This window comes from Streptomyces sp. NPDC046203 (assembly GCF_040646255.1).
In the GTDB taxonomy this organism is placed as follows: domain Bacteria; phylum Actinomycetota; class Actinomycetes; order Streptomycetales; family Streptomycetaceae; genus Streptomyces.
In genome coordinates this window covers 1-20,175 of sequence record NZ_JBEYZX010000029.1, presented here as the reverse complement: position 1 = coordinate 20,175, position 20,175 = coordinate 1, and the positions used below count along the sequence as shown (strand labels likewise).

Here is a 20,175-nt window from a genome sequence, read left to right as displayed (position 1 = left end):
GTCGTGGATCGAGCGTTGCCGCGCCGATTGAGATTGCTTTTATGTGCTCTGACCTGCGCAAACCGTGGCAAGGGGGGTGTGCACGTCATAGGAGCGAAGCCCGCTCCTGTTCCAAGCTGAGGTCACTCGACCACAGGCCGCACCGGCCTCGAACCGAAGGAGCCTCATGTCCACCCTGCTCGCCCTCTTCGACAACTCGCTCCCCGTCCGCGTCGCGGCCGCCGGGCTGCTGTACGTGGTCCTTGTCGGCACCGTGGCCCTCGTCTCGGTCCTCGCCCCGACCCCGGAGCGCCGCCGCGACGCGCGCTCCACGCTCTCCATCCTCATCCGGTGGCGCCGCTCGAAGTGACCTGGCCGACCGGGGTCGCGTGAGCGGGATCCTGACCCGAGAGACATTTCACCGCCCCGCCTCGCAGGGGCACCGGTTCTGAGACAACTGCCCGCATGGAAGGCGCCTCCATGCGGGAAGGCGTGGCGGTACGGCCGCTGCCCGTGCACCAAGCCGTGGCCGGTTCACCTTCGGGTATTCCCTTGGCCGAATCGGCATCCTGCACGATGGTCGGCTGTTAGCGTCTGGCTGTTCCGGAGAGTCACCGTCATGCCTCCATGGCCAGACCTCGAAAGCGGTAGCCACGTAGTGCCCGAAGAACACGCCGTCGGCACCGACGAACCGCGGCTGAGCTGGGATCCCCGGTATCAACCCTGTATCCCGACGGTGGCCTCTGATGGATCCCTTGCCCACCGTTCTCTGTGTGCGCTGTTCCGTGACGCCGAGAAGTTGAGCGATCTCGATTGCGTCACCCCCGGCGAGATGGTCGTCCTCACTGAGCATCTGCTGGCGATCTGCTTCGCCTCGCGCAACTGCCCCTTCTCCCCTGAGGAGTGGCTGTCGTGGATCACTGAGAAGCGTGACCTCGCCCCCGTGGCCGACTGGCTGACGGACCAACCGGCCGATGCCTGGGACCTCTTCCACCCGAAGACGCCGTTCGGTCAGAACGTCGGCCTCAAGTCTCAACTCCAGGAAAACGGAACCGGGCCCGCACAGCTGGTCATCGAGCGAGCCGGCGACTACAACCAGCATCTCGATCACCACCATCTGGAGCACGGAGAGCCTCTTCCTGCCGCCGAGGCGTTTCGCGCCTTGCTCACCCAGCACGTCTATGCTCCTTACGGACGTGGCCGTCTCTCCGGCGATGAAGAGCTGGGTAAGTGGATCACCTACATGGCCTCCGGGCGCCTGCTGGGACGGATCCGTGTCGTCGCCATCGGCCGCACACTCGGCGAGACCCTACGGCTCAATCTCTATCCGCCCGAGGGACCGGGAGGGCCGCTCAACACCTCGTGGACAACCGAGGGGATCGAGCGACGGAGCTTTGAGAAGAAGGCCAAGCCCCGGGCTCCCCGCAGTTCCGCCGATCTCCACAGCGCGCTCTACCGGTCCATCCTCATGCGACCCAGCCGTGACGAGCGCGGACAGATCGTCGTCGACCGTGTTCTGATCGGTGCGGGCGAGGAACTCGACCTGGACCCGGAACGGCACCTCCAAGACGCAGTGTTCACCCAGACTCTCGGGGGGCAGAGCAAACCCCTGTGGCCGTCCCCTACCCGTGCCCTCTGGCGCGATGCCCACGCCCTCTACAGCGCTGTCGACAACGTGACGCACGGGCTCTACGCGCGCCTCTACTCCCTCCGCACGGCCATGGCCCGGCGCGAAGGGGCTCCGTACCGGCTCCGCGCCGTCGGTCTGATCACCAAGCAGTCACTGCCGGCCGACTGGCTTCAAGGCAGCTATCCCTTTGGCCCGTTCATGGTCGGGCACTTGCACCGTGCGTCGTACCGGGGTTCTGTGATTGCCGAGTATGTGGCGCGGATGCTGAAGAGCGCGGCCGTCGTGGCCTTCGAGAATGTCTACTCCGCTGCTCGCGCTGCCGACGAGCCTGGCGGGCTCGAACGGTTCGACGCGCGTGAGAAATTCTGGCCCGATGCCGCGCCGTCCTTCGACCTGTTGCTCGACAGAGTCGTCGAGGAGCACGCGATCGACGACGACGATCCGGTCTCGGAACCGCTGCTCGACTACGCCGAGACCCTGCGGACCATGGCCCGCGCTCATCTCGTACGCCGCCTGGACTCGCTCCCGCCCAACAACCGCAGTTACCAGGCCCGGGCTCGCGCCGAGGAGTGCTTCGACAGAGGCATGCGAAGCGCCAAGGCTCCCGCTGAACTCCGAGGGGAGATCGCGCATGACTGACAACTACGCCCATCTCATGGACGAAGTCGCCCCGGTGGTCCCGTTCCCTCACGACAGCGAGGGCCTTGTCAATTGGCTTGCCGCCCTCGTCCATAACCGCGACTACGGCACCCTCGCTCAACTGCGGCGCGCCGGCGAGCCGAACAACGCCCATATCCGGGCTGGTTGGCACGGCGGAGACACGCACCGCGAGCTGTTCGAGCAGGTCGCCTTTCTCTTCGCCGTCTACCACCAGGGCCGTTCCAAACCCTGCCGAGGGAATGGCAGTCTGGGCGAAGCGGCCCGCAGGATCGGTGACGGCACCGGGCGCGGGCCCGACAATCCTGGCGCCCAGCGGCTGATCGACCGGGTGGTGGCGAGTCGGAGGATTCCCTGGCGGCATCTTCAGCACGCGGTCACCCGGCTAAGGACCTGCGAGCAGGCCCCGCCGTCCTGGACCGAACTCGCCGAGGACCTGATCCGATGGCACGACCGCACGGCGCGGGTCGCCTACCGGTGGTCGGTCGAGTTCCACAGCACGGCGAAGCGGCGCTGAACCGTGAGGAGAAGGTGCAGCAACGTGTACAGCAAGCGGACGACACAGAAGGAAGCGACCACGTGACCGAGGCCCCACGCCAGTTTCTCTCCCTGCATGTGATCGAGACGCTCGCCGCGGTCCTGCCCGTCCGCGATGAGAACGGGCAACCGAAAAGTATGGTCTTCGGCGGGGTCGAGCGTCACATGATCACCAGCCAGGCCCGACGGCGTGCCGAGCGTGTGCACGCCCGCGACCGTGCCAACGCCGGGGTCGGCGCCCTCAAGGGTCACAGCATGGGAGTGCGTACGCGCGAGTGGGCCCTGCTCGCCGCCCGCGAGCTGGAGTCGGCGCACGGCTGGGAGTGGGACGAGGCCATGACCACGGCTCGCGCCGTCATCGAGGCGAGCGGGCTGAAGTTCGGCGACCCGGCGAAGAAGACCGTGGCCAACCTGACCAAGGTGCTGGTCTTCGCCCCGGCCGACGCCGGCGTACGGATCGCCGCCCACCTCGCCGAGCAGGCCGAGTCGCTGCGCCCGTGGCGCGACGAGTATCTGGCGGCCCAGGCGAAAGCCGCCGCGAAGAAGCCCCGTAAGGGAGCGGCGAAGAAGACCGAGCCGCCGGCGGAGGAGGAATCCGGTGCGGAGCCGGGCGCGGAATCCGGCACGGCCAAGCTGCCGGCGCTGCCCAAGTCCACGCGTGACGCCGTGCTGCTCGCCCTCGCGCCCCGGGACGCCGTGGACATCGCGCTCTATGGTCGCTTCCTCGCCGAGATCGCGGACTCGCCGAACGTCGACGGGGCGGTGCAGACCGGCCATGCCTTCACCGTGCAGGAAGCGGAACAGATCGACGACTTCTACGCGGCAGCCGACGACGCCAAGCAGGACCGCAAGCGGAACGCCCTCAGCTTCCTGGACGCGGCGGACGACGCGGGCGCGGGCATGACCGGCTACCAGTCGCTCATCTCCGGCACCTTCTACCGCCACGCCGTCCTCGACCGCACCCAGTTGCGCACCAACCTGCGCGTGGCCGGCATGAGCGCCGAAGAGGCGGAGGAGACCGCGATCGCCGCCGAGCAGGAGTTCGTGAACTCCTTCGTCGAGGCGTTCCCCGAGGCGAAGAAGAACTCCACGGCCTCCACCGGCTCCCTCCCCGGGCTCGTCCTCTCCTTCGAGGGCGAACGCCCCTACAACTACGCCGCGGCCTTCCAACTCGCCGTCGACGAGCGGCCCGTGAGCGAAGGAGGCGAGGGCCCGGCCGGCCCCGCCGCCGTCCGCCGGCTGCTGCGGCACCACGCCTTCGTCAGCAAGCGGCGGCCCGATCTGCGTACCGCCCGGGTCCTCACCTACGACCCGGGAATCGACGACATCCTGCGGACACCCGACCTGACCGTGTCCGTGGCCGTGGTCGAGAGCGCCGAGGGCCTCACCGGATGACCGCGTCGCATGTGCTGCTCGTCCGGCTGGCCGGGCCCCTGCAATCCTGGGGTGTGGCCGGCCGGTTCGCGCGCCGTGACACCCACACCCGGCCCACCAAGTCCGGGGTGATCGGGCTGTGTGCGGCCGCTCTCGGCCTCGACCGTGACGAACCCCTCGGCGAACTCGCCGATGTGCGCTTCGGAGTCCGTGCCGACCGGCCGGGCACACCGCTGCGCGACTACCACACGGTCGGCGGCGGACGGTACCCGCTGCGCCCCCGGGACCTCGTCACCGACCACCGCCGGGCCGCCGCGGCGGCCAAGACGGCCTCCGCCCTGGCCCCCGTCCCGACCCCCGGCCCGGACGGGGAGCCTCAAGAGCCGTACGGGCGCCACACCCTCGACCACTGGTACGGCTCGCCCAAGCTGATCGAGGCGGACCCGGAATCCGGCGCCCTGGTCTCCCAGCAGATCCGCCGGCACGCCCTGCTCACCGAGCGCTGGTACCTCGCCGACGCCGCCTTCCTCGTCGGCCTCCAGTACGAGGACCACGCCCTGCTCGACCGGATCGCCCACGCGCTGGAACACCCGAAGCGCCTGCTCTGGCTCGGCCGTAAGGCGTGCCCGCCGTCCGGCGACCTCACCCTGGGCGTCGAACCCGGCACGCTGGAGGACGTGTTCCCCCGCAAGAGCCTTCTCCCGTCCGTGGGGGCCGGCGCTCCCGAGGCGCACGGCGGCAGTCCCTGGGCCTGGTTCGAGAGCCCGGTCCCGCTGCCCGAGCACGCTCCGGTCCAGGACCAGCCGGTACGGTTCGACGCGGCCGGGCCCGTGCACGGACCCCGCTGGGAGACCCGGCACCGCATCACCATCGCCCCGCACGCCAGCGAATGGGACATCATCCCGTGAAGACCACGCCCACCGGCCCGTCGCCCGCCGCCGCCCGGTTCGTCACCACGCACACCCTGCTCTCCCTGGACGCCCGGCACCCCTACACGGCCAAATCCCTCATCGACGCCCAGGACATGCACCGGACCGTGATGAGCGGATTCGCGGGCTGGGTCGACAACGGAAGCCGGGACGCCCGCGCGCAGATGGGCATCCTGTCCACCTGGACCATCGATCTGAGGGAGGCGCGGCTCTCCCTCGTGGTGCAGTCCGCCGTGCCCGGCGACTGGGACCGCGTGCCGCGGGCGGCGCTCGCCGAGAAGCCGCACACGCTGACCGTCGACCGCACGTTCCGGGCCGGCGACCAGGTCGACTTCCGTACGGTCGTCAACCCCGTCCGGAGCGTGTCGCCCCCGCCCGACGCGCCCCACAAGACGCGGGGCACCCGCGTCGCCCACACCCGGCCCGAGCATGTGAAGGGCTGGTTCGCCCGGCGCCTCCAGCCGGCCGGCGAACCGGCGGTCGCACCCGACGGGGTGACCCGGATCGGGGCGGACGCCGACACCGAGCGGCTGGCCCTGCGCATGCTGCCCAAGATGTCGTCTCCCGCGCCCCACAAGGGACTTCGGATCGCCCGCGCCGAGGTCAAGGGGACATTCACGGTCACCGACCCGCAGGTTTTCGTGGCCGCGCTCACCCAGGGCATCGGGCACGCCCGCGCCTACAGTTGCGGACTGATCCTGGTGCGCTGAGACGGGCCATCCGGCCGGCGGCCCGCATACCTTGCCGTCAGCCGCCTCACCGCCCGGGCGGCGCCGCCGCGTCCTCCAGCAGGACGCGCGGGGTCCCCGTGCCGTCGGCCGGGACGGTCCACACGTCCTCGGCGCCTGGCCGGTCGTCGTCGGCGGAGGGCAGGGCGTAGGCGACGGTCCGGTCGTCGAGCCAGACCGCCTGGTCGTCCACGCTGTGCCGTTCCGCGAGCGGCGTCGACTTCAACGTCCGCAGATCCAGGATGTGTTCGCGCCACAGCGCGGTCTTCCCGAGGACGCGCTTCTTGTACGCGACACGGGTGCCGTCGGGGGAGAGGGACGGGCACTCCACGTTCTCGGCGAGGGTGGTGACCGTGCGGGCGGTGAGCGATCCGCGGACCAGATAGGTCTGGTCGCGGGTGCCGAGCGTGGCGTAGAAGGTGTCGTCGTCGGGGGCGAAGGTCACGCCCCAGAAGTTCACGTCGGCGTTCCGGTACGGATGGCCGTCCAGGGTGATCGCGAACTCTTCCAGGCTTGGGACGAGTCGCCAGGTCCGGGTGTCGAGGATCGACGTACGGGTGGAGAAGAAGGCCGTGCCGTACGACTCGCCCTTGACGAAGACGGTCCAGGCGGCGAGGTGTCCGCTGGGCGAGACCCGGGCGCGGCTCGGGACCCCGGCGAGCGCGATCGAGCGCCGGGTGCGCAGCCCGGCGTCGAGGACCAGGGCGCGGTAGGTGGGGCGGCCGAGGGTGCGGGTCGCCTGGAGGCAGACCCCGGTTCCGGCGGCGGCGTGGAAGCGCAGACAGGCGACCGGGGAGGCGGTGCGGGTGGCGCCGGCGGGCGCGGTCGCCGCAACGGAGACGAGACGGTCGTGCCGGGGCCCCGCCGCGGTGGTGCGGAAGACCATCCGCCCCGGTGTGTCCAGGCGGACTGTCCCGCTCGCGTACGCCGGGCCGCCCGGACGCGGCGCGTTCTCCCGCGCGGCCTCGTCCGCCGCCGAGACCACCGCCCAGGTGCCGAGTCCCGCGAGGAGCAGCACCCCCAGGGCGAGGATCAGCAGTCGGCGCTGCGGGGTGAGGGTCATCGTGGATCTCCCGAGGGACGCAGGGCCACGCCGGCGACCGCCGCGCAGCAGGCGAGGCCGGCGGTGGCCGTGGCGAGGGCGGGGCCGTCGCCCCAGGACGCCCACGCCGCGCCGAACGCCAGGGAACAGCAGAAACGCGCCAGTGCCTGACCGGTGCCGACCAGCGCGATGCCGCTGGCCCGCAGCCGGGCGGGCACCACGGCGGCGACAGCGGCGGGCAGCACCCCGTCGGTGGCGGCGTAGAAGACGCCGTGCAGGGCCAGGACCAGGAAGGGCAGGGCCGGGGTGGCGGGCGCCCAGAGCAGCAGGGTGTACGCGAGCAGCAGCCCGGCGTGTCCGGCGAGGAACACCGTCCGGCGGCCGATCCGGTCGGCGAGCCGCCCGGCGGGCAGCGCGAGCAGCAGGAACACGGCGGCGGTGCCGAGCGGCAGCAGGGGCAGCAGTTGTTCGCCGACCCCGGCGCGGCGCTGGAGGAGGATGTAGAGGAACGCGTCGCTGACCGTGGTGAGGCCGAGCAGCACCGCGCAGCCGGCCAGGGCCCGCAGCCGCCGGGTCCGCAGCAGCCCGAGCGCGGCCCGCAGATCCACCCGTGCCTCCCCGCCCTCCCCGCCCTCCCCGGCGTCCGCCGAAGTGCCGGCCGGCGTCTTGCGCCTCCCCTTCGCCCGGGTCCCGCCGCTCTCCCCACCCGTTTCCCCGCCCGTCTCCCCGGCCGGTTGCTTCGGGAGTTGCCCGGCCGGTGACTTGCGCGCCCTTCCGGCCGGTTCCTTTCCTCGCGCGCCGGCTTGGGCCGCCAGGTGCCGCCCGCCCGGTACGAACAGGACGAGGACCAGCACACCGAGCGCCGCCACACAGCCGCTGACCGCGAACACCGCGTCGTAACCCCCGGACGCCACACCGAGGATGAGGAAAGCGACGAGCGGGCCGAGAAGCGCACCCGTGGTGTCCATCGCGCGGTGCAGACCGAACGCCCGGCCCTGCCGCTCCGGCGGCGCGGACAGCGAGATCAGCGCGTCGCGCGGCGCGGTGCGCAGGCCCTTGCCCGTACGGTCCAGAGCCAAGGACACCCCCAGGGCGGCCACTTGGGGGACCAGGAGGAGCGGCTTCACCACCGCCGACAGGCCGTATCCGATGCCGGCCACCAGCTTGTGGCTGCGCACCCGGTCGGCGAGATGGCCGCCGGCGAGCTGGACCAGCGCGCTCACCCCGTTCTGCAGGCCGTCGAGCATGCCGAAGCCCAACGGCCCGAGTCCCAGCCCGAACACCAGATACAGCGGCAGCACGGCGGTGACCATCTCGGAGGAGACGTCCGTGATCAGACTGACGGTGCCGAGCGCCAGCACGGTCGGGGAGAGCGTACGGAGAGTGCCGCGGGCCCGGCGGCCGGACGGGGCGCGGGTCGCGTCGGGCGGTGCGGTGCGATCGGCCAGATACACGGGCGAGTCTCCAACTGCCGTGGGCGGGGCGCGCGATGGTCGAATCCAGAGGATGTCCGGCGGATCGCCGTCGGACCGACCCTAACCGCTGGACGCCGTGCGAAGGGCGCGATCGGGACGGCTTCGCGACCGCTTGCCACCAATTCCGCGAAAGGCGTCATCGTCACCGTGTTGTGCGCCTATCTTCCCGTTGTACGCTGCGAGTCGAGCACAACGTCCGCGCTGTGCGCAGGGGGTGTTCGTGGGGGGTTTCACCGGCGGAAGGCCGAAGCACCGACGCTTCCAGGCCGACTGTCCGTCTTTTCACGCACGTGGGATCCGGTCCGCCCGGGTGGGGGATACCCGGGGCCGGCCGCGGCCCGGGGAGCCAGGTCATCGGCTGCCCGGCGACCGCGCCGGATAGCCGCACCCGCGTACGCCCGCGCGACCGGCCGGACGGTGCCCCGACAGGCACCGCGACGGCCGCTTCGCGTGTGCGTGCCGGCGAGGAGTGAGGAACGGCGGACCGACCAGCCGCCGCCCCCGCCCCCGTCGCGCGCCGCCCGGCCCTTCGCTCATGCCCTTCGTTCCACTCGTCGTTCGTTCTCAGCACGCTGCTTCGCCCCGTTCCACGCCCGGCGCACCGCTCGTCGTCCAGCGCACCACGGCTCGTCGACCGGCCGGTTCGCCGACCGGCGGCGTGGAACAGCCAGCCATCCGGACCAGCCGCTCTGGTCCGGGACCGACCCGAGGGGGGTGGGTGTGTCCGATCGTGACGTCAACACACCCGGAATATCCGACAGTTCACGTCTCACCGCGCTCGCGGGAGCGGACCGACCGCTCCACGCGCTGACCCACCGGCTGCTCGATGTGGCCGAACGGGGACTCCCGCTGATGCTCCTCCCCGAAGGGGACGGCTTCGTCTTCACCCGCGCCGCGCGCCGCCCCGGCGACGGCACCCGGACGCTGGAGCGGCGCGGCACCAGCCTGCGCTACGCCGCCATCACCGCGCTCGGCGTCCGCTTCCTGCCCGCCGACCGCCAGCGCGCCGTCCTCGGCGGCCGCACCGCCGAGGAGTTCACCGGGCTGCTCGTCGAGCGGCTTCCCGGGGTGCGCAATCTCGGTGACGCCGCCCTGGTCGCCTGGGCCGCCGCCGAGACCGGCCACCCCAAGCTGTCCGACGCGCTCGACCGGGTCGCCGCCCTGGACCGGCCCGGAGCGCCCCAGTACACCGTGGAGGCCGCCTGGGTGCTCTCCGCGCTCGCCGCCGCCCGCGTCACCCGGGCCGTCGACGTCGAGGACCGGCTCACCGCCGCCCGCGACCGGCTGCTGCGTGCCCGGATCGGCCGCGGCCCGCTCTTCCCGCACGCCACCGGACCGGGCCTGACCCCCTGGTACCGCGCGCACATCGGCTGCTTCGCCGACCAGACCTACCCCCTCCAGGCCCTCGCCCGCGCCCACGCGAGCGGCGACGGCGACCCGGAGGCGCTCGCCGCCGCCGACGCCTGCGCCGCCCGGATCTGCGCCCTCCAGGGCGACGGCGGCCAGTGGTGGTGGCACTACGACGCCCGGCGCGGCACCGTCGTCGAGGGCTACCCCGTCTACAGCGTCCACCAGCACGCCATGGCCCCCACCGCGCTGCTCGACCTGGCCGAGGCCGGCGGCGGCGACTTCGGCGAAGCGGTCCGCCGCGGTCTGCGCTGGATGACCGAGGTCCCCGAACTCGCCGCCGCCGGGCGCCCCGAGCCGATGATCCGGGACGAACTCGGCGTCACCTGGCGCAAGGTGTACCGGGGCGATCCGAAGAAGGCCGTACGGGCCGCCCGGGGCCTGGGCACCCGGGTTTTGCCGGGGCTGCGACTGGGGCCGCTCGACCGCGTGTTCCGGCCCGCCGCCGTGGACCGCGAGTGCCGCCCGTACGAGTTCGGCTGGATGCTCTACGCCTGGCTCGGCGGCCTCCCCGGACAGCGGCCGGCGCACCCCGATGCGCGCCCCGACGCGTTCCCCAACTCCACCGGGGGCGAGGCGAGATGACGTTACGCAGGAACCTGTTCGGCGTCACACTCGACGCCCTCACCCTGGACCAGACCGTCGACCGCTGTCTGACCGCCGTCCGCGCCGGCGAACGTCTGGAGATCGGCGTCGTCAACGCCGCCAAGCTGGTCGCCATGCGCCGCGACCCCGCTCTCTTCCGCGCCGTGTCCGGCTGCGATCTGGTCCTCGCCGACGGCCAGTCGGTGGTGTGGGCCGGCCGGCTGCTCCGCCGCCCGCTGCCCGAACGCGTCGCGGGAATAGACCTGTTCGAGCGTTTGCTCGCCGAAGCCGAGAAGACCGGACTGTCGGTCTACTTCCTCGGCGCCACAAAGGACGCGCTCGACCGGATGCTCGCCCGGATCGCCGTCCGCCACCCGGGCCTGCGCGTTGCCGGCAGCCGGAACGGCTACTTCGACGACAGCGAACAGGGAGCCGTCGCCGACGCGATCGCCGCCAGCGGCGCCCAGCTGTTGTTCCTCGGCATGACATCGCCCAAGAAGGAGATCTTCACCGCCGGTTACGGTGCCCGCACCAAGGTCGGGCTCGTCCACGGCGTCGGCGGCTCCTTCGACGTCCTCGCCGGCGTCACCCGCCGGGCCCCCGTCCGCTGGCAGCGCCTCGGCCTCGAATGGCTCTACCGGGCCCTCCAGGAACCGCGCCGCCTCGGCCGCCGCTACCTCACCACCAACGTCTCCTTCGCCCTGATGACGGGACGGGAGCTGCTCCGCCGTACACCGGCACCGTCGATCAGCACCGCAAGCAGGGGAGAATCGTGATGCGCGTCGTCGTCGTGGGACAGGGATACGTCGGACTGCCGCTCGCCGTCCGGGCCGCCGAGACCGGCCACGAGGTGATCGGCTTCGACGTCGACACCGAACGCGTCAAGAGCCTGGCCGCCGGGGAGTCGTACGTCGAGGACGTCTCCTCCGAGCGGCTCCGCGCCGCCCTGGAGGCGGGCAGCTACCGGGCCACCGACGCCGTACGCGACTGCGGCGGCTTCGACGTGGCCGTCGTCACCGTACCGACCCCGCTGCACGAGGGCAGCCCGGACCTGCGCTACATCGAGGAGTCGGCCCGCGCCCTCGCCCGCTATCTGCGCCCCGGTGCCACCGTGATCCTGGAGTCGACCACCTATCCCGGCACCACCCAGGAACTCTTCGGCCCCCTCTTGGAGGAGGGTTCGGGGCTGGTCGCGGGGACCGACTTCCATCTCGGCTACAGCCCCGAGCGGATCGACCCCGGCAACCCCGTCTGGGGCTTCGAGCAGACCCCCAAGGTCGTCTCCGGGGTGAGCCCGGCCTCGCTGACGGCCGTACAGGAGTTCTACGACGGTCTCGTGGACACCACCGTCCCCGTCGCCTCGCCGAAGGAAGCCGAGCTGGCGAAGCTCCTGGAGAACACCTTCCGGCACGTCAACATCGCCCTCGTCAACGAGATCGCGATGTTCGCCCGCCACCTCGACATCGACGTCTGGCAGGCCATCGACGCCGCCTCCAGCAAGCCCTTCGGCTTCATGCGCTTCACCCCCGGACCCGGCGTCGGCGGGCACTGCCTGCCCATCGACCCGTCGTACCTGTCCTGGCGGGTCCAGCGCGAACTCGGCCAGAGCTTCCGCTTCGTGGAACTCGCCAACGACATCAACAGCCACATGCCCGACTTCGTCGCCCGCCGGCTGATCGACGCCTTCAACACCCGCAAACGGTCCGTGAACGGCTCGCGCGTGCTGCTCCTCGGTCTCGCCTACAAGAAGAACACCGGCGACGCCCGCGAGTCGCCCGCCCTGCGGATCTCGCGGCTGCTGCTCGACCTCGGCGCGGAGGTCCGCGCCGCCGACCCGCACGTCGTCGAGAACCACCGCGTCGACCCCCGGCTCGTCCGGGTCGAACTCACCGAGGAGGAACTGACCGCCGCCGACGCGGTGGTGCTCCTCACCGACCACGACGCCTTCGACTACGACCTCGTCGAGGCCCACGCCCCCTACGTCTTGGACTGCCGCCGCCGGCTGAGCGGTCCCCGGATCGAGGTGCTCTGACCCCATGAGCCCGACCCCCCAGCGCATCGTCTGCGTCGCGGGCGCCCGCCCCAACTACATGAAGATCAAACCGGTGTTGGACGCCCTGGAGGCCCAAGGCGCCGAGACCGTCCTCGTCCACACCGGACAGCACTACGATCCGGCCATGAACGAGGTCTTCTTCCAGGACCTCGGACTGCGCCCGCCCGACCACTTCCTCGGCGTCGGCTCCGGCAGCCATGCCACCCAGACCGCCCGCGTCATGACCGCCTTCGAGCCGCTCCTCGACACCCTCGCCCCCGACGCCGTCGTGGTGGTCGGCGACGTCAACTCCACCCTCGCCTGCGCCCTGGTCACCGCCAAGGCCGGGCCGCTGCTCGCCCATGTCGAGGCGGGGCTGCGCAGCCGCGACTGGTCGATGCCCGAGGAGGTCAACCGGGTCGCCACCGACCGGCTCAGCGACTATCTGCTCGCCCCGTCCCCCGACGCCGCCGACAACCTGCGCGCCGAGGGGTACCGGGACGACCAGATCCACGTCGTCGGCAACGTCATGATCGACACCCTGTTCGCCAACCGGGAGCGGGCCGCCGCCTCCGACGTCCTCGCCCGGCTCGGACACGAGCCGGGCACGTACGGGCTCGTCACGCTCCACCGCCCGGCGAACGTCGACGACCCCGCCGTCCTCACCGGCCTCCTCAAGGCCCTCGGCGAGATCGCCGCCGACTGCCCGCTCGTCCTGCCCGTCCACCCCCGGGCCGCCGGAAAGCTGACCGCGCTCGGCGTCCCCGGGGGTGTCCGGCTCGTACCGCCCGCCGGATACCTGGACTTCGTCGCCCTCCAGGCCGGCGCCCGGATCGTGCTCACCGACTCGGGCGGCGTCCAGGAAGAGACCACCGCGCTCGGCGTCCCCTGCGTCACGCTGCGGGACAACACCGAGCGCCCCATCACCGTGGACCAGGGCACCAACGTCCTCGCGGGCCGCGATCCGGAGCGCATCACCGCCACCGCGCTCCGGATCCTCGCCGACCCGCCACCGCCCCGCCGCCCCGGACTCTGGGACGGCCGGGCGGGGGAGCGGATCGCCCGGGTGATCCTGGAGGGCGGTACGGCGGCCGGCCGGCCCAGGCCCACCGACACCGGGCGGGATCAGCACGGCCGGTGAGCAAAGCGACACGATGGTCAAGACCGGCCGCGCCAACAGTCCCGCGATCGCCGAGGATCACCTTTATCCTCTTTGAGGACACGGTAGTTGAGGGCCGCCGCACCAGGCGCAGGGGGGAAACGCCATGGACCTCGCAGAGATCTTCCGGGTCATGCGACGACGCTGGTACGTCCTGCTGCCAGGGCTGCTGCTCACCGCCGGGCTCGTCGTGGGGGCCTGGCGGGTGCTGCCGGTCTCGTACAGCTCGCAGAGCACCGTCGCGCTGCTCAACTCCCGCAAGGGAGCGGCGGCCGACGGCAATCCGTTCCTGAGCATGGAACCGTCGCTGACCGGCATGGCCGACAGCCTTGCCCGCAACGTCAACTCCGATGCGGCGAAGGCGGATCTGAAGCGCGCGGGGCTCACCGAGAAGTACGAGGTGAAGATCGCGGACAACGCACAGGGGCCGTTGCTCTGGATCACCGTCACCGGTCACGACCCGGCGGCGGTCCTCGGGGGGAACCGGACGCTCATGGCGTTCACGGGCAAGCGGCTCCAGGAACTCCAGGCGGACCAGAAGGTGGCCCCGGACGCGATGATCCGGATCACCACCATCGTCCCGCCGCAGAAACCCGAGGCCCAGCTCAAGTCCACCATCCAGTACCTGGTGATGGGCGGGGGGCTCGGCATCGTCCTCAGCCTGGTGGCGACCTTCTTCGCGGAGGCCCGCCGCCGGGGCCGGGGCACCGCCACGCCCCCCCGGCACCGCCAGGGTCCGGGCGGCGGCGACGGGCCCGCCCCGCGCGCCGCCCGGCCCGAACGGCCGGGGGAGCGCCACGCGTTGCCGGACCAGCGTCCCCCGTACGAACAGCGCGACCAGCCCACCGTCCAGCTGCCCGTGCGACCGGCCCCCGGGACCGGCCCCGCCCGGCGCCCGCCGTCCTGGGTCAAGTGACCGGCCCGGGCGGACCCCGGCCAAGAGGAGCCCCCGATGCGGAACGACGCCCCCGACCAGGCGTCCCCGGCACCCCAGGCGTCCCCGTCATCCCATGCGTCTCCAGTACCTCAAGGGTCCCCGGCACTCCAGGAATCGCGGGACCCTCAGGGGTTACGGGAGCTGCTGGAGCCCCAGGGAACCCAGGACTCTCGGGGCTCCCAGGAGTCGCAAGGCGCCCTGGAATCCCGGGAATTCCCGGTGGCCGAGGAGTCCTGGGGGCCCGAGGCGCCCGACGGGCCGGGCGTGGAGACGCTGGGCAGCAAGGTCCGCTCCGCCACCCGCTGGAGCCTGATCAACACCATGGTGATGCGGCTCGGCAACTTCGCCACCGGCATCATCCTGGTCCGCTACGTCCTCGATCCGGCGGCCTGGGGCGTCTACGGCGTCGCCCAGACGGTCCTCATGGTGCTGCTGTCCGCCAACGAACTCGGCGTCACCCTCGCCGTGGTGCGCTGGAACGGTGACGTACGCCGCTTTGCCCCCACCGTCCTCAGCCTCAGCGCCCTGTCCAGCGGCCTCCTCTACCTGGCCCTGTTCGCCGCCGCACCGGCCGTCGCCGGGCTGCTCGGCGCCCCCGAGGCCACCGTCGTCCTGCGGGTGATGTGCCTGTGCCTGGTGCTCGACGGCCTGTCGCAGGTGCCCGCCGGCGTCCTCACCCGGGAGTTCCGCCAGGGCCGCCGGATGGTGATCGACGCCCTCAACTTCGTCGTCAGCACGGGGGTGACGCTGCTGCTCGCCCTCCAGGGCCAGGGCGCGCTGAGCTTCGCGTGCGGCGCCGTCGCCGGGAACGTGGTGGCCCTGGCCGGCTGCGCGTTCGCCGCGCCCGGCATGCTCCGCTTCGGCTGGGATCCAGCCCAGGCCCGGGAACTGCTGCGGTTCGGGCTGCCGCTCGCCGGGGCCAGCCTTCTCTCGCTCGCCGTCGTCAACGCCGACGCCATGATCGTCGGCGCTGTCCTCGGGAATGTCGCCCTCGGCTACTACATGCTCGCCTTCAACATGGCGGGCTGGCCGGTGCGCGTCATCTCCGAGACCGCGCGCCGGGTCTCCTTCGCCGGATTCTCACGGCTCGCCGACTCCCCGAAGGCCCTGTCCGACGGCTTCGCCCGCGCCCTCGGCCTCCTGATGACCGCGACCGTGCCCGCCTGCGTACTGCTCGCCGCGCTCGCCGGGCCGCTGGTCGAGCTGGTGTACGGGGCGAAGTGGCGGCCCGCCGCCGCGGCGCTGCCCTGGCTGATGGCCCTCGGACTCGCCCGGATCGCCGCCGAGCTGACGTACGACTGTCTCGTCGCCGTCGGCCGACGCCGCTCGCTCCTGCTGATCCAGGGGATCTGGCTGGTCACCCTGGTCCCGGCGCTGACGCTCGCCGCCCGGGCGGGTGGGATCGGGACCGTCGCCGTCGGCCATGTCGTGGTCGCCGGACTGATCGTCCTGCCCGCCTTCCTCGCCGCCCTGCGGCGCGGCGGCATCGCCACCCGCGCGCTGCTGCGGGTGTGCGCCCGGCCCGTGCTGGGCGGGGTGGTGATGGCGGTCCTGCTGGTGCTGGGCCGCGGCCGGCTGGGGGAGGGGCCCCTCGCGCTGTGCGCCACGAGCGTCGTCGGGCTCGTGGGATACGGGCTGTGCGCCCTGCCCGGCCGCACACTGGTGCGCGGCGCGCTCGACCGGCGCCGCCGGACCCGTGCCGCCGTCCCGGCCGCCGTCCCGGACCTGCCCCCGGCCGACTCCGTACCGACACCCGCCACCGCGACCTCCGGTGCGGCCACCGCCACTGCCGGCGCTGCCACTGCCACGGCGCCGGCTCCCGCTCCCGACTCCGCACCTGCGCCACCGCACCAGCCGGCCGGTCCGGCACGAGAACGATGAGGTGAGTCCCCTGGCCCGACCCGGCCGCCGCCGCACCCTGCTCACAGCGACCCTGCTCGCCGCCGTCCTGCTGTTCTCCCTCTTCACCTTCACGGGCCTCGGCCAGCAGGTGCTCTGCCTCGGCGGTGCCGCGCTGTGCGACGCGCGCGCCCTCACCGAACCCCATGCCTCGGGCACTCCTCAGGGCGGTGGCGCCGACGGCAAACCGGCCGCGCGGAAGGGCTGTGCGAGCCCCCGTGCCTGCGGCTACCCCGACGCCACCACCACCGGCCCGCGGACCACCACCCTGACCCCGCAGTCCACCGGAAACGCCGCCATCCGCACCGACGGCACGGTGATCAAGGGCTGGGACATCACCGGCTCCCTGGACATCTACGCCAACGACGTCACCGTCGTCGACAGCAGGATCACCTCCACCAACTGGTGGGGCATCAATCTGCGGCCCGGCTACACCGGACTGCGCGTCCTGCACACCACCATCACCGCCGTCCCCGGCAAGGGACCGGACAACGGCGGATCCGACTACGCCGTCTCCAACATGAGCACCAGCCCGGTCGAGGTCGGCTTCTGCGACGTCTCCGTCTTCGGCGACGCCCTGTCCATGGGGCAGGGCGACATCCACGACAACTACGTCCACGATATCGCCCCGTTCCACAACCTGGGCGGGGAGTGGCAGCACACCAACGCCGTCATCAGCAACGGCGGCGGCAAGGGCAAGCTGACCATCCGGCACAACACGCTGCTCAACCCGACCCCGGTCGACCAGGGTGCCTCCGCCGCCGTCGGGCTCTTCGCGGACAGTGCGCCCGTCACCCACACCGTCGTCGACGACAACTGGCTCGCGGGCGGCGCGTACAGCCTGTACGCGGGTGGCAAGGACGCGACCGGCATCGAGGTCACCGACAACGTCTTCTCGTCGCAGTACTACCCGAACGGCGGCAAGTACGGGCCGGTCGCCTACTGGAATCCGACGGGCGAGGGAAACGTCTGGCGGGGCAACCGGATGGCGGACGGAACCCCGGTGGCCGCGCCGAAGCAGTGACGGCCGGAGCCGTGCTTCCCGGAGGGGAAACAGGCGCGAGTGGATCACGCGATCACCTGATAAATCCCCTTGCCACGACTACGGTTGAGCCGATCCACTCTCCCCTCGCACCACCTCTCCTCTCGCACCGCCTTTCCACTTTCGATCCGCCTCTTTCGACCCCAGGTGGTTGATGCGATGTCCGGCATCCGTGCCCTCCGCGCCCGTTTCGTCGACGCCCCCGATTCGCTCGGCGAACGGTTCCGCGCCGCCCGCTGGGAGCGGTTCCGCGCCTGTTTCCCCGGCATCGAGGAGATGCGGGTGGTGGACCTCGGCGGCACCGCCGAGAACTGGCTGCGCTCCCCGCTCCGGCCGCTGCGGGTGCACCTGGTCAACCTGGAACCGCACCCCGACGTGCTGCCCGGCTGGATGAGCGCGGAGATCGCCGACGTGACCGACCCCGACGTCCCCGCCAAACTCGGTGAGTTCGACCTGGTGGTGTCCAACTCCACGATCGAGCACGTCGGCGGCCCGAGCCAGCGTCGCCGGTTCGTCGCCGCGATCGAGCAACTCGCGCCGATGCACTGGGTGCAGACTCCGTACCGCTACTTTCCGGTCGAGCCGCACTTCCTGGCCCCCGGCTTCCAGTTCCTGCCGCTGGCCGCGCAGGCGAAGCTCGTCCGGCACTGGCCGCTCACCCACAGCCGGCCCGCCACGCCCGAGGAGGGCATGGACGCGGTCATCAACATCGATCTGCTCACCCGTGCCGAGATGCGCCACCTCTTCCCGCGCTCCGTGATCCTCGCCGAGCGGGTCGGCGGCCTGACGAAGTCCCTCACGGCCGTCCGCAACCGCCTGTGATGCGACGGGTGTTACGGGCCCCCTGGGAACTGCTCAAGCGGCGCTTCGGCTGGCTCGTCCTCTACGAGCTGCGCAACAAGGTACTGCTGGCGCCCACCGCCTGGCGGCTGCGCCGGTTCGAGGACGCGGAGACGGCCCGGCTCGCCCGGGCCCTCGGGCGCCGCCCGGCCGCGCGGGTCGTCACCGTCGTCGCCACCCACCGCCGCCCCGAGGCCCTGCGGCGGGCGGTGCGTTCGGCCCTCGGCCAGACCGTGCGCGACCATGTCGTCCTCGTCGTCGACGACGGTGCCGGCCTGGCTGAACTACCTTCCGATGAGCGGCTGTTCGCCGTCTCGCTGTGCCGCAACACCGGTGTCGCCGGAGTGGTGCGCAACATCGGCATCCGGCTCACCGACTCGGCGTACGTGGCCTTCCTGGACGACGACAACGAGTGGGAACCCGATCACCTCGAACACGCCCTGGCCGCCCTCGACGCCCCCGGCGGACCGGACGGCGTCTACACCGCGCTGCGCCGGATCCACCCGGACGGCACCGAACGGGACGTCCTGTCCGTGCCGTTCGACCGGCGCCGGGCCGCTCACGTGGCCTTCCTCGACACCAACGCGTTCGTCGCCCGGCGCACCCCCGCCCTCCACTTCAGCAGACTCCGCCGCACTCCCCGGGTGCTGCCCCGCGAGGACTGGGAACTGATCCGCCGCTACGCCCGCACCCACCGCGTGGCGCATCTCGCCCGGCCCACGGTGCGCTATCTGGTGAATCCGGCCAGCCACTACACCGCGTGGGAGGATTAGGGATTCTCTTCGAACTGCCTCCCCCGGAGTCGAGCGCTGGGGCGATGAATATCCACGAGTTTCGACGGCGCTTTGTGTCAGCGGCCTCGACCTGAAGTCCGTGCAGAGCAGTCGTGTCCGTCGCCGGGCAGGCCCATGACGTTCAGCACCGGTTCCTCGCCTTCGGGGATCTCGAAGGTGAAGTTCGCGCCTGACGGGATCGCCGTGAGCGAGCACTGGTCGCCGAAGGTCAGCGGCGGGTAGGGCTCCCAGGAACAGCCGGCCTTGTCCAAGGCGGCAACGACGTCCGTGTGTCCGATCCCGCCCGGGAAGGTGCCCGTCCCTCCGGTAATCGACGGGGGGAGTTCGACGACGTCACGCCAGGTCTGGACGCAGATGAGGGAGACCTTGCGGCAGCGGCAGACACTCAGTTCCAGGTCTCCGTAGGCGAAGAGCCTCGGCCACTCCGTGTCCCGGCTCATTGTTCCGATGTCCCACGGCTCGCCGAGTACCGCGGTCACATCGCTCCAGTCGGCTCCGCTGAACACCGGGCCCAGCCGGCCCGTCTTCGCCATGCTGGTCAGGACATCGAGTATCTCCATGAGGCGGAGCCTGACAGGAGCCCTGACCGGCGGTCCAGCGGAAGGCGCGCGAGTCGCCACTCGTGTGGGGGACGTCACCGCCGCCGTCGTCTTCACCCGGTCCGCTAGTCGATCCGAACGCGGCCATCCGGACGCCTCGGTTCATCGGGCCTCCGGTGCGACCGCCCGGGCAAAGGCTTGTTGTATACCTGCCCATCGCGTCGACTCGCTGGCACGCTCTCAGCCACGCCCCCCACGCCCTGCCCCTCGCAGCGAAGGAGCCCGCGTGAACCGCCTGCAGTCCTCGCCCCGCCGTACCACCGTCCGCGCCGCCGCCCTGCTCGCCTCGGCGGCCATGGTCGTCATCGGCGTCCAGACCGGCTCCGCCAGCGCCGGCGCCCCGCGCGAGGCCGGCGCGACCTCGGTCGCCCTCAGCGCCTCGCAGCGTGCCACCGCCCTCCAGGACGCCCAGTCCGGCGCCGACGCCACCGCCCAGGCCATCGGCCTCGGCGGCCAGGAGAAGCTGGTCGTCCGTGACGTCGTCAAGGACGCCGACGGCACGGTCCACACCCGCTACGAGCGCACCTACG

The 20,175-nt window shown here is 71.9% G+C and carries 18 protein-coding genes and 1 pseudogene; 16 read left to right on the top strand and 3 right to left on the bottom strand.

The window, feature by feature from the left end; all coding sequences use genetic code 11:
• Positions 1-166 precede the first annotated feature (166 nt).
• The 6 genes from ABZ990_RS20650 to cas6e all read left to right on the top strand — a co-directional run bounded on the left by ABZ990_RS20650 (position 167) and on the right by cas6e (position 5,816).
• Complete coding sequence (locus ABZ990_RS20650; RefSeq protein WP_361233297.1) at positions 167-349, top strand: hypothetical protein; 183 nt, start codon at positions 167-169, stop codon at positions 347-349.
• Between the two features lie 288 nt (positions 350-637).
• Positions 638-2,248: a type I-E CRISPR-associated protein Cse1/CasA gene (locus tag ABZ990_RS20645; RefSeq protein ID WP_361233294.1), complete on the top strand. Its 1,611-nt coding sequence runs from the start codon at positions 638-640 to the stop codon at positions 2,246-2,248.
• Positions 2,241-2,783, top strand: a complete 543-nt coding sequence (gene casB, locus ABZ990_RS20640; protein ID WP_361233291.1) for a type I-E CRISPR-associated protein Cse2/CasB — start codon at positions 2,241-2,243, stop codon at positions 2,781-2,783. Before ABZ990_RS20645 ends, casB begins: the two co-directional genes overlap by 8 nt.
• A gap of 62 nt (positions 2,784-2,845) precedes the next feature.
• A complete protein-coding gene (locus ABZ990_RS20635; RefSeq protein ID WP_361233288.1) occupies positions 2,846-4,198 on the top strand; it encodes a type I-E CRISPR-associated protein Cas7/Cse4/CasC in 1,353 nt (450 codons plus the stop codon).
• Positions 4,195-5,085 (top strand): type I-E CRISPR-associated protein Cas5/CasD, encoded by an 891-nt coding sequence (gene cas5e / locus ABZ990_RS20630; protein WP_361233286.1) that lies wholly within the window; start codon positions 4,195-4,197, stop codon positions 5,083-5,085. The genes ABZ990_RS20635 and cas5e overlap by 4 nt, the downstream gene beginning before the upstream one ends.
• Positions 5,082-5,816 carry a type I-E CRISPR-associated protein Cas6/Cse3/CasE gene (gene cas6e, locus ABZ990_RS20625; RefSeq protein ID WP_361233283.1) on the top strand — a complete coding sequence of 245 codons (735 nt, stop codon included), beginning with the start codon at positions 5,082-5,084 and terminating at the stop codon, positions 5,814-5,816. Before cas5e ends, cas6e begins: the two co-directional genes overlap by 4 nt.
• Positions 5,817-5,862: 46 nt before the next feature.
• Here the strand turns inward: cas6e and ABZ990_RS20620 are convergent, their stop codons facing one another.
• Both ABZ990_RS20620 and ABZ990_RS20615 read right to left on the bottom strand, forming a co-directional pair.
• Entirely contained in the window at positions 5,863-6,897 is a 1,035-nt protein-coding gene (locus tag ABZ990_RS20620; protein WP_361233280.1) for a TolB-like translocation protein, read from the bottom strand.
• Positions 6,894-8,330: an MFS transporter gene (locus tag ABZ990_RS20615; protein ID WP_361233277.1), complete on the bottom strand. Its 1,437-nt coding sequence runs from the start codon at positions 8,328-8,330 to the stop codon at positions 6,894-6,896. Before ABZ990_RS20615 ends, ABZ990_RS20620 begins: the two co-directional genes overlap by 4 nt.
• A gap of 741 nt (positions 8,331-9,071) precedes the next feature.
• On the opposite strand from ABZ990_RS20615, the gene ABZ990_RS20610 reads away from it, so the two are divergent.
• From ABZ990_RS20610 to ABZ990_RS20570, 9 genes are all read left to right on the top strand, one after another.
• Positions 9,072-10,343 (top strand): hypothetical protein, encoded by a 1,272-nt coding sequence (locus tag ABZ990_RS20610; protein WP_361233274.1) that lies wholly within the window; start codon positions 9,072-9,074, stop codon positions 10,341-10,343.
• Entirely contained in the window at positions 10,340-11,119 is a 780-nt protein-coding gene (locus ABZ990_RS20605) for a WecB/TagA/CpsF family glycosyltransferase (RefSeq protein WP_361233271.1), read from the top strand. The genes ABZ990_RS20610 and ABZ990_RS20605 overlap by 4 nt, the downstream gene beginning before the upstream one ends.
• Positions 11,119-12,375 (top strand): nucleotide sugar dehydrogenase, encoded by a 1,257-nt coding sequence (locus ABZ990_RS20600; RefSeq protein ID WP_361233268.1) that lies wholly within the window; start codon positions 11,119-11,121, stop codon positions 12,373-12,375. Before ABZ990_RS20605 ends, ABZ990_RS20600 begins: the two co-directional genes overlap by 1 nt.
• A 4-nt stretch (positions 12,376-12,379) precedes the next feature.
• The gene (gene wecB / locus ABZ990_RS20595; RefSeq protein ID WP_361233265.1) at positions 12,380-13,516 is read left to right on the top strand and encodes a UDP-N-acetylglucosamine 2-epimerase (non-hydrolyzing); all 1,137 of its coding nucleotides are present in this window, start codon (positions 12,380-12,382) and stop codon (positions 13,514-13,516) included.
• A 124-nt stretch (positions 13,517-13,640) separates the two neighbouring features.
• Positions 13,641-14,450, top strand: coding sequence for a chain length determinant protein (locus ABZ990_RS20590; RefSeq protein ID WP_361233262.1), 810 nt, complete (start codon positions 13,641-13,643; stop codon positions 14,448-14,450).
• A gap of 240 nt (positions 14,451-14,690) precedes the next feature.
• Entirely contained in the window at positions 14,691-16,352 is a 1,662-nt protein-coding gene (locus tag ABZ990_RS20585) for an oligosaccharide flippase family protein (protein WP_361233259.1), read from the top strand.
• Position 16,353: 1 nt separating this feature from the next.
• The gene (locus ABZ990_RS20580; protein WP_361233256.1) at positions 16,354-17,394 is read left to right on the top strand and encodes a hypothetical protein; all 1,041 of its coding nucleotides are present in this window, start codon (positions 16,354-16,356) and stop codon (positions 17,392-17,394) included.
• Positions 17,395-17,571: 177 nt separating this feature from the next.
• On the top strand, positions 17,572-18,234 hold the full coding sequence (locus ABZ990_RS20575; RefSeq protein WP_361233253.1) for a class I SAM-dependent methyltransferase: 663 nt from the start codon (positions 17,572-17,574) through the stop codon (positions 18,232-18,234).
• Positions 18,234-19,025: a glycosyltransferase family A protein gene (locus ABZ990_RS20570; protein ID WP_361233250.1), complete on the top strand. Its 792-nt coding sequence runs from the start codon at positions 18,234-18,236 to the stop codon at positions 19,023-19,025. The genes ABZ990_RS20575 and ABZ990_RS20570 overlap by 1 nt, the downstream gene beginning before the upstream one ends.
• A 77-nt stretch (positions 19,026-19,102) precedes the next feature.
• On the opposite strand, the gene ABZ990_RS20565 is transcribed toward ABZ990_RS20570, so the two are convergent.
• Positions 19,103-19,606: a hypothetical protein gene (locus ABZ990_RS20565; RefSeq protein WP_361233247.1), complete on the bottom strand. Its 504-nt coding sequence runs from the start codon at positions 19,604-19,606 to the stop codon at positions 19,103-19,105.
• 334 nt (positions 19,607-19,940) lie between these two features.
• On the opposite strand from ABZ990_RS20565, the pseudogene ABZ990_RS20560 reads away from it, so the two are divergent.
• A pseudogene (locus tag ABZ990_RS20560) lies at positions 19,941-20,175 on the top strand (peptidase M4 family protein); the annotation flags it as partial.

Coding starts and splice junctions, on each gene's coding strand:
- ABZ990_RS20570 (WP_361233250.1), top strand. CDS start 18,234: ATGCGACGGGTGTTACGGGCCCCCTGGGAACTGCTCAAGCGGCGCTTC.
- ABZ990_RS20620 (WP_361233280.1), bottom strand. CDS start 6,897: ATGACCCTCACCCCGCAGCGCCGACTGCTGATCCTCGCCCTGGGGGTG.
- ABZ990_RS20575 (WP_361233253.1), top strand. CDS start 17,572: ATGTCCGGCATCCGTGCCCTCCGCGCCCGTTTCGTCGACGCCCCCGAT.
- casB (WP_361233291.1), top strand. CDS start 2,241: ATGACTGACAACTACGCCCATCTCATGGACGAAGTCGCCCCGGTGGTC.
- cas5e (WP_361233286.1), top strand. CDS start 4,195: ATGACCGCGTCGCATGTGCTGCTCGTCCGGCTGGCCGGGCCCCTGCAA.
- wecB (WP_361233265.1), top strand. CDS start 12,380: ATGAGCCCGACCCCCCAGCGCATCGTCTGCGTCGCGGGCGCCCGCCCC.
- ABZ990_RS20605 (WP_361233271.1), top strand. CDS start 10,340: ATGACGTTACGCAGGAACCTGTTCGGCGTCACACTCGACGCCCTCACC.
- ABZ990_RS20650 (WP_361233297.1), top strand. CDS start 167: ATGTCCACCCTGCTCGCCCTCTTCGACAACTCGCTCCCCGTCCGCGTC.
- ABZ990_RS20590 (WP_361233262.1), top strand. CDS start 13,641: ATGGACCTCGCAGAGATCTTCCGGGTCATGCGACGACGCTGGTACGTC.
- ABZ990_RS20600 (WP_361233268.1), top strand. CDS start 11,119: ATGCGCGTCGTCGTCGTGGGACAGGGATACGTCGGACTGCCGCTCGCC.
- ABZ990_RS20565 (WP_361233247.1), bottom strand. CDS start 19,606: ATGGAGATACTCGATGTCCTGACCAGCATGGCGAAGACGGGCCGGCTG.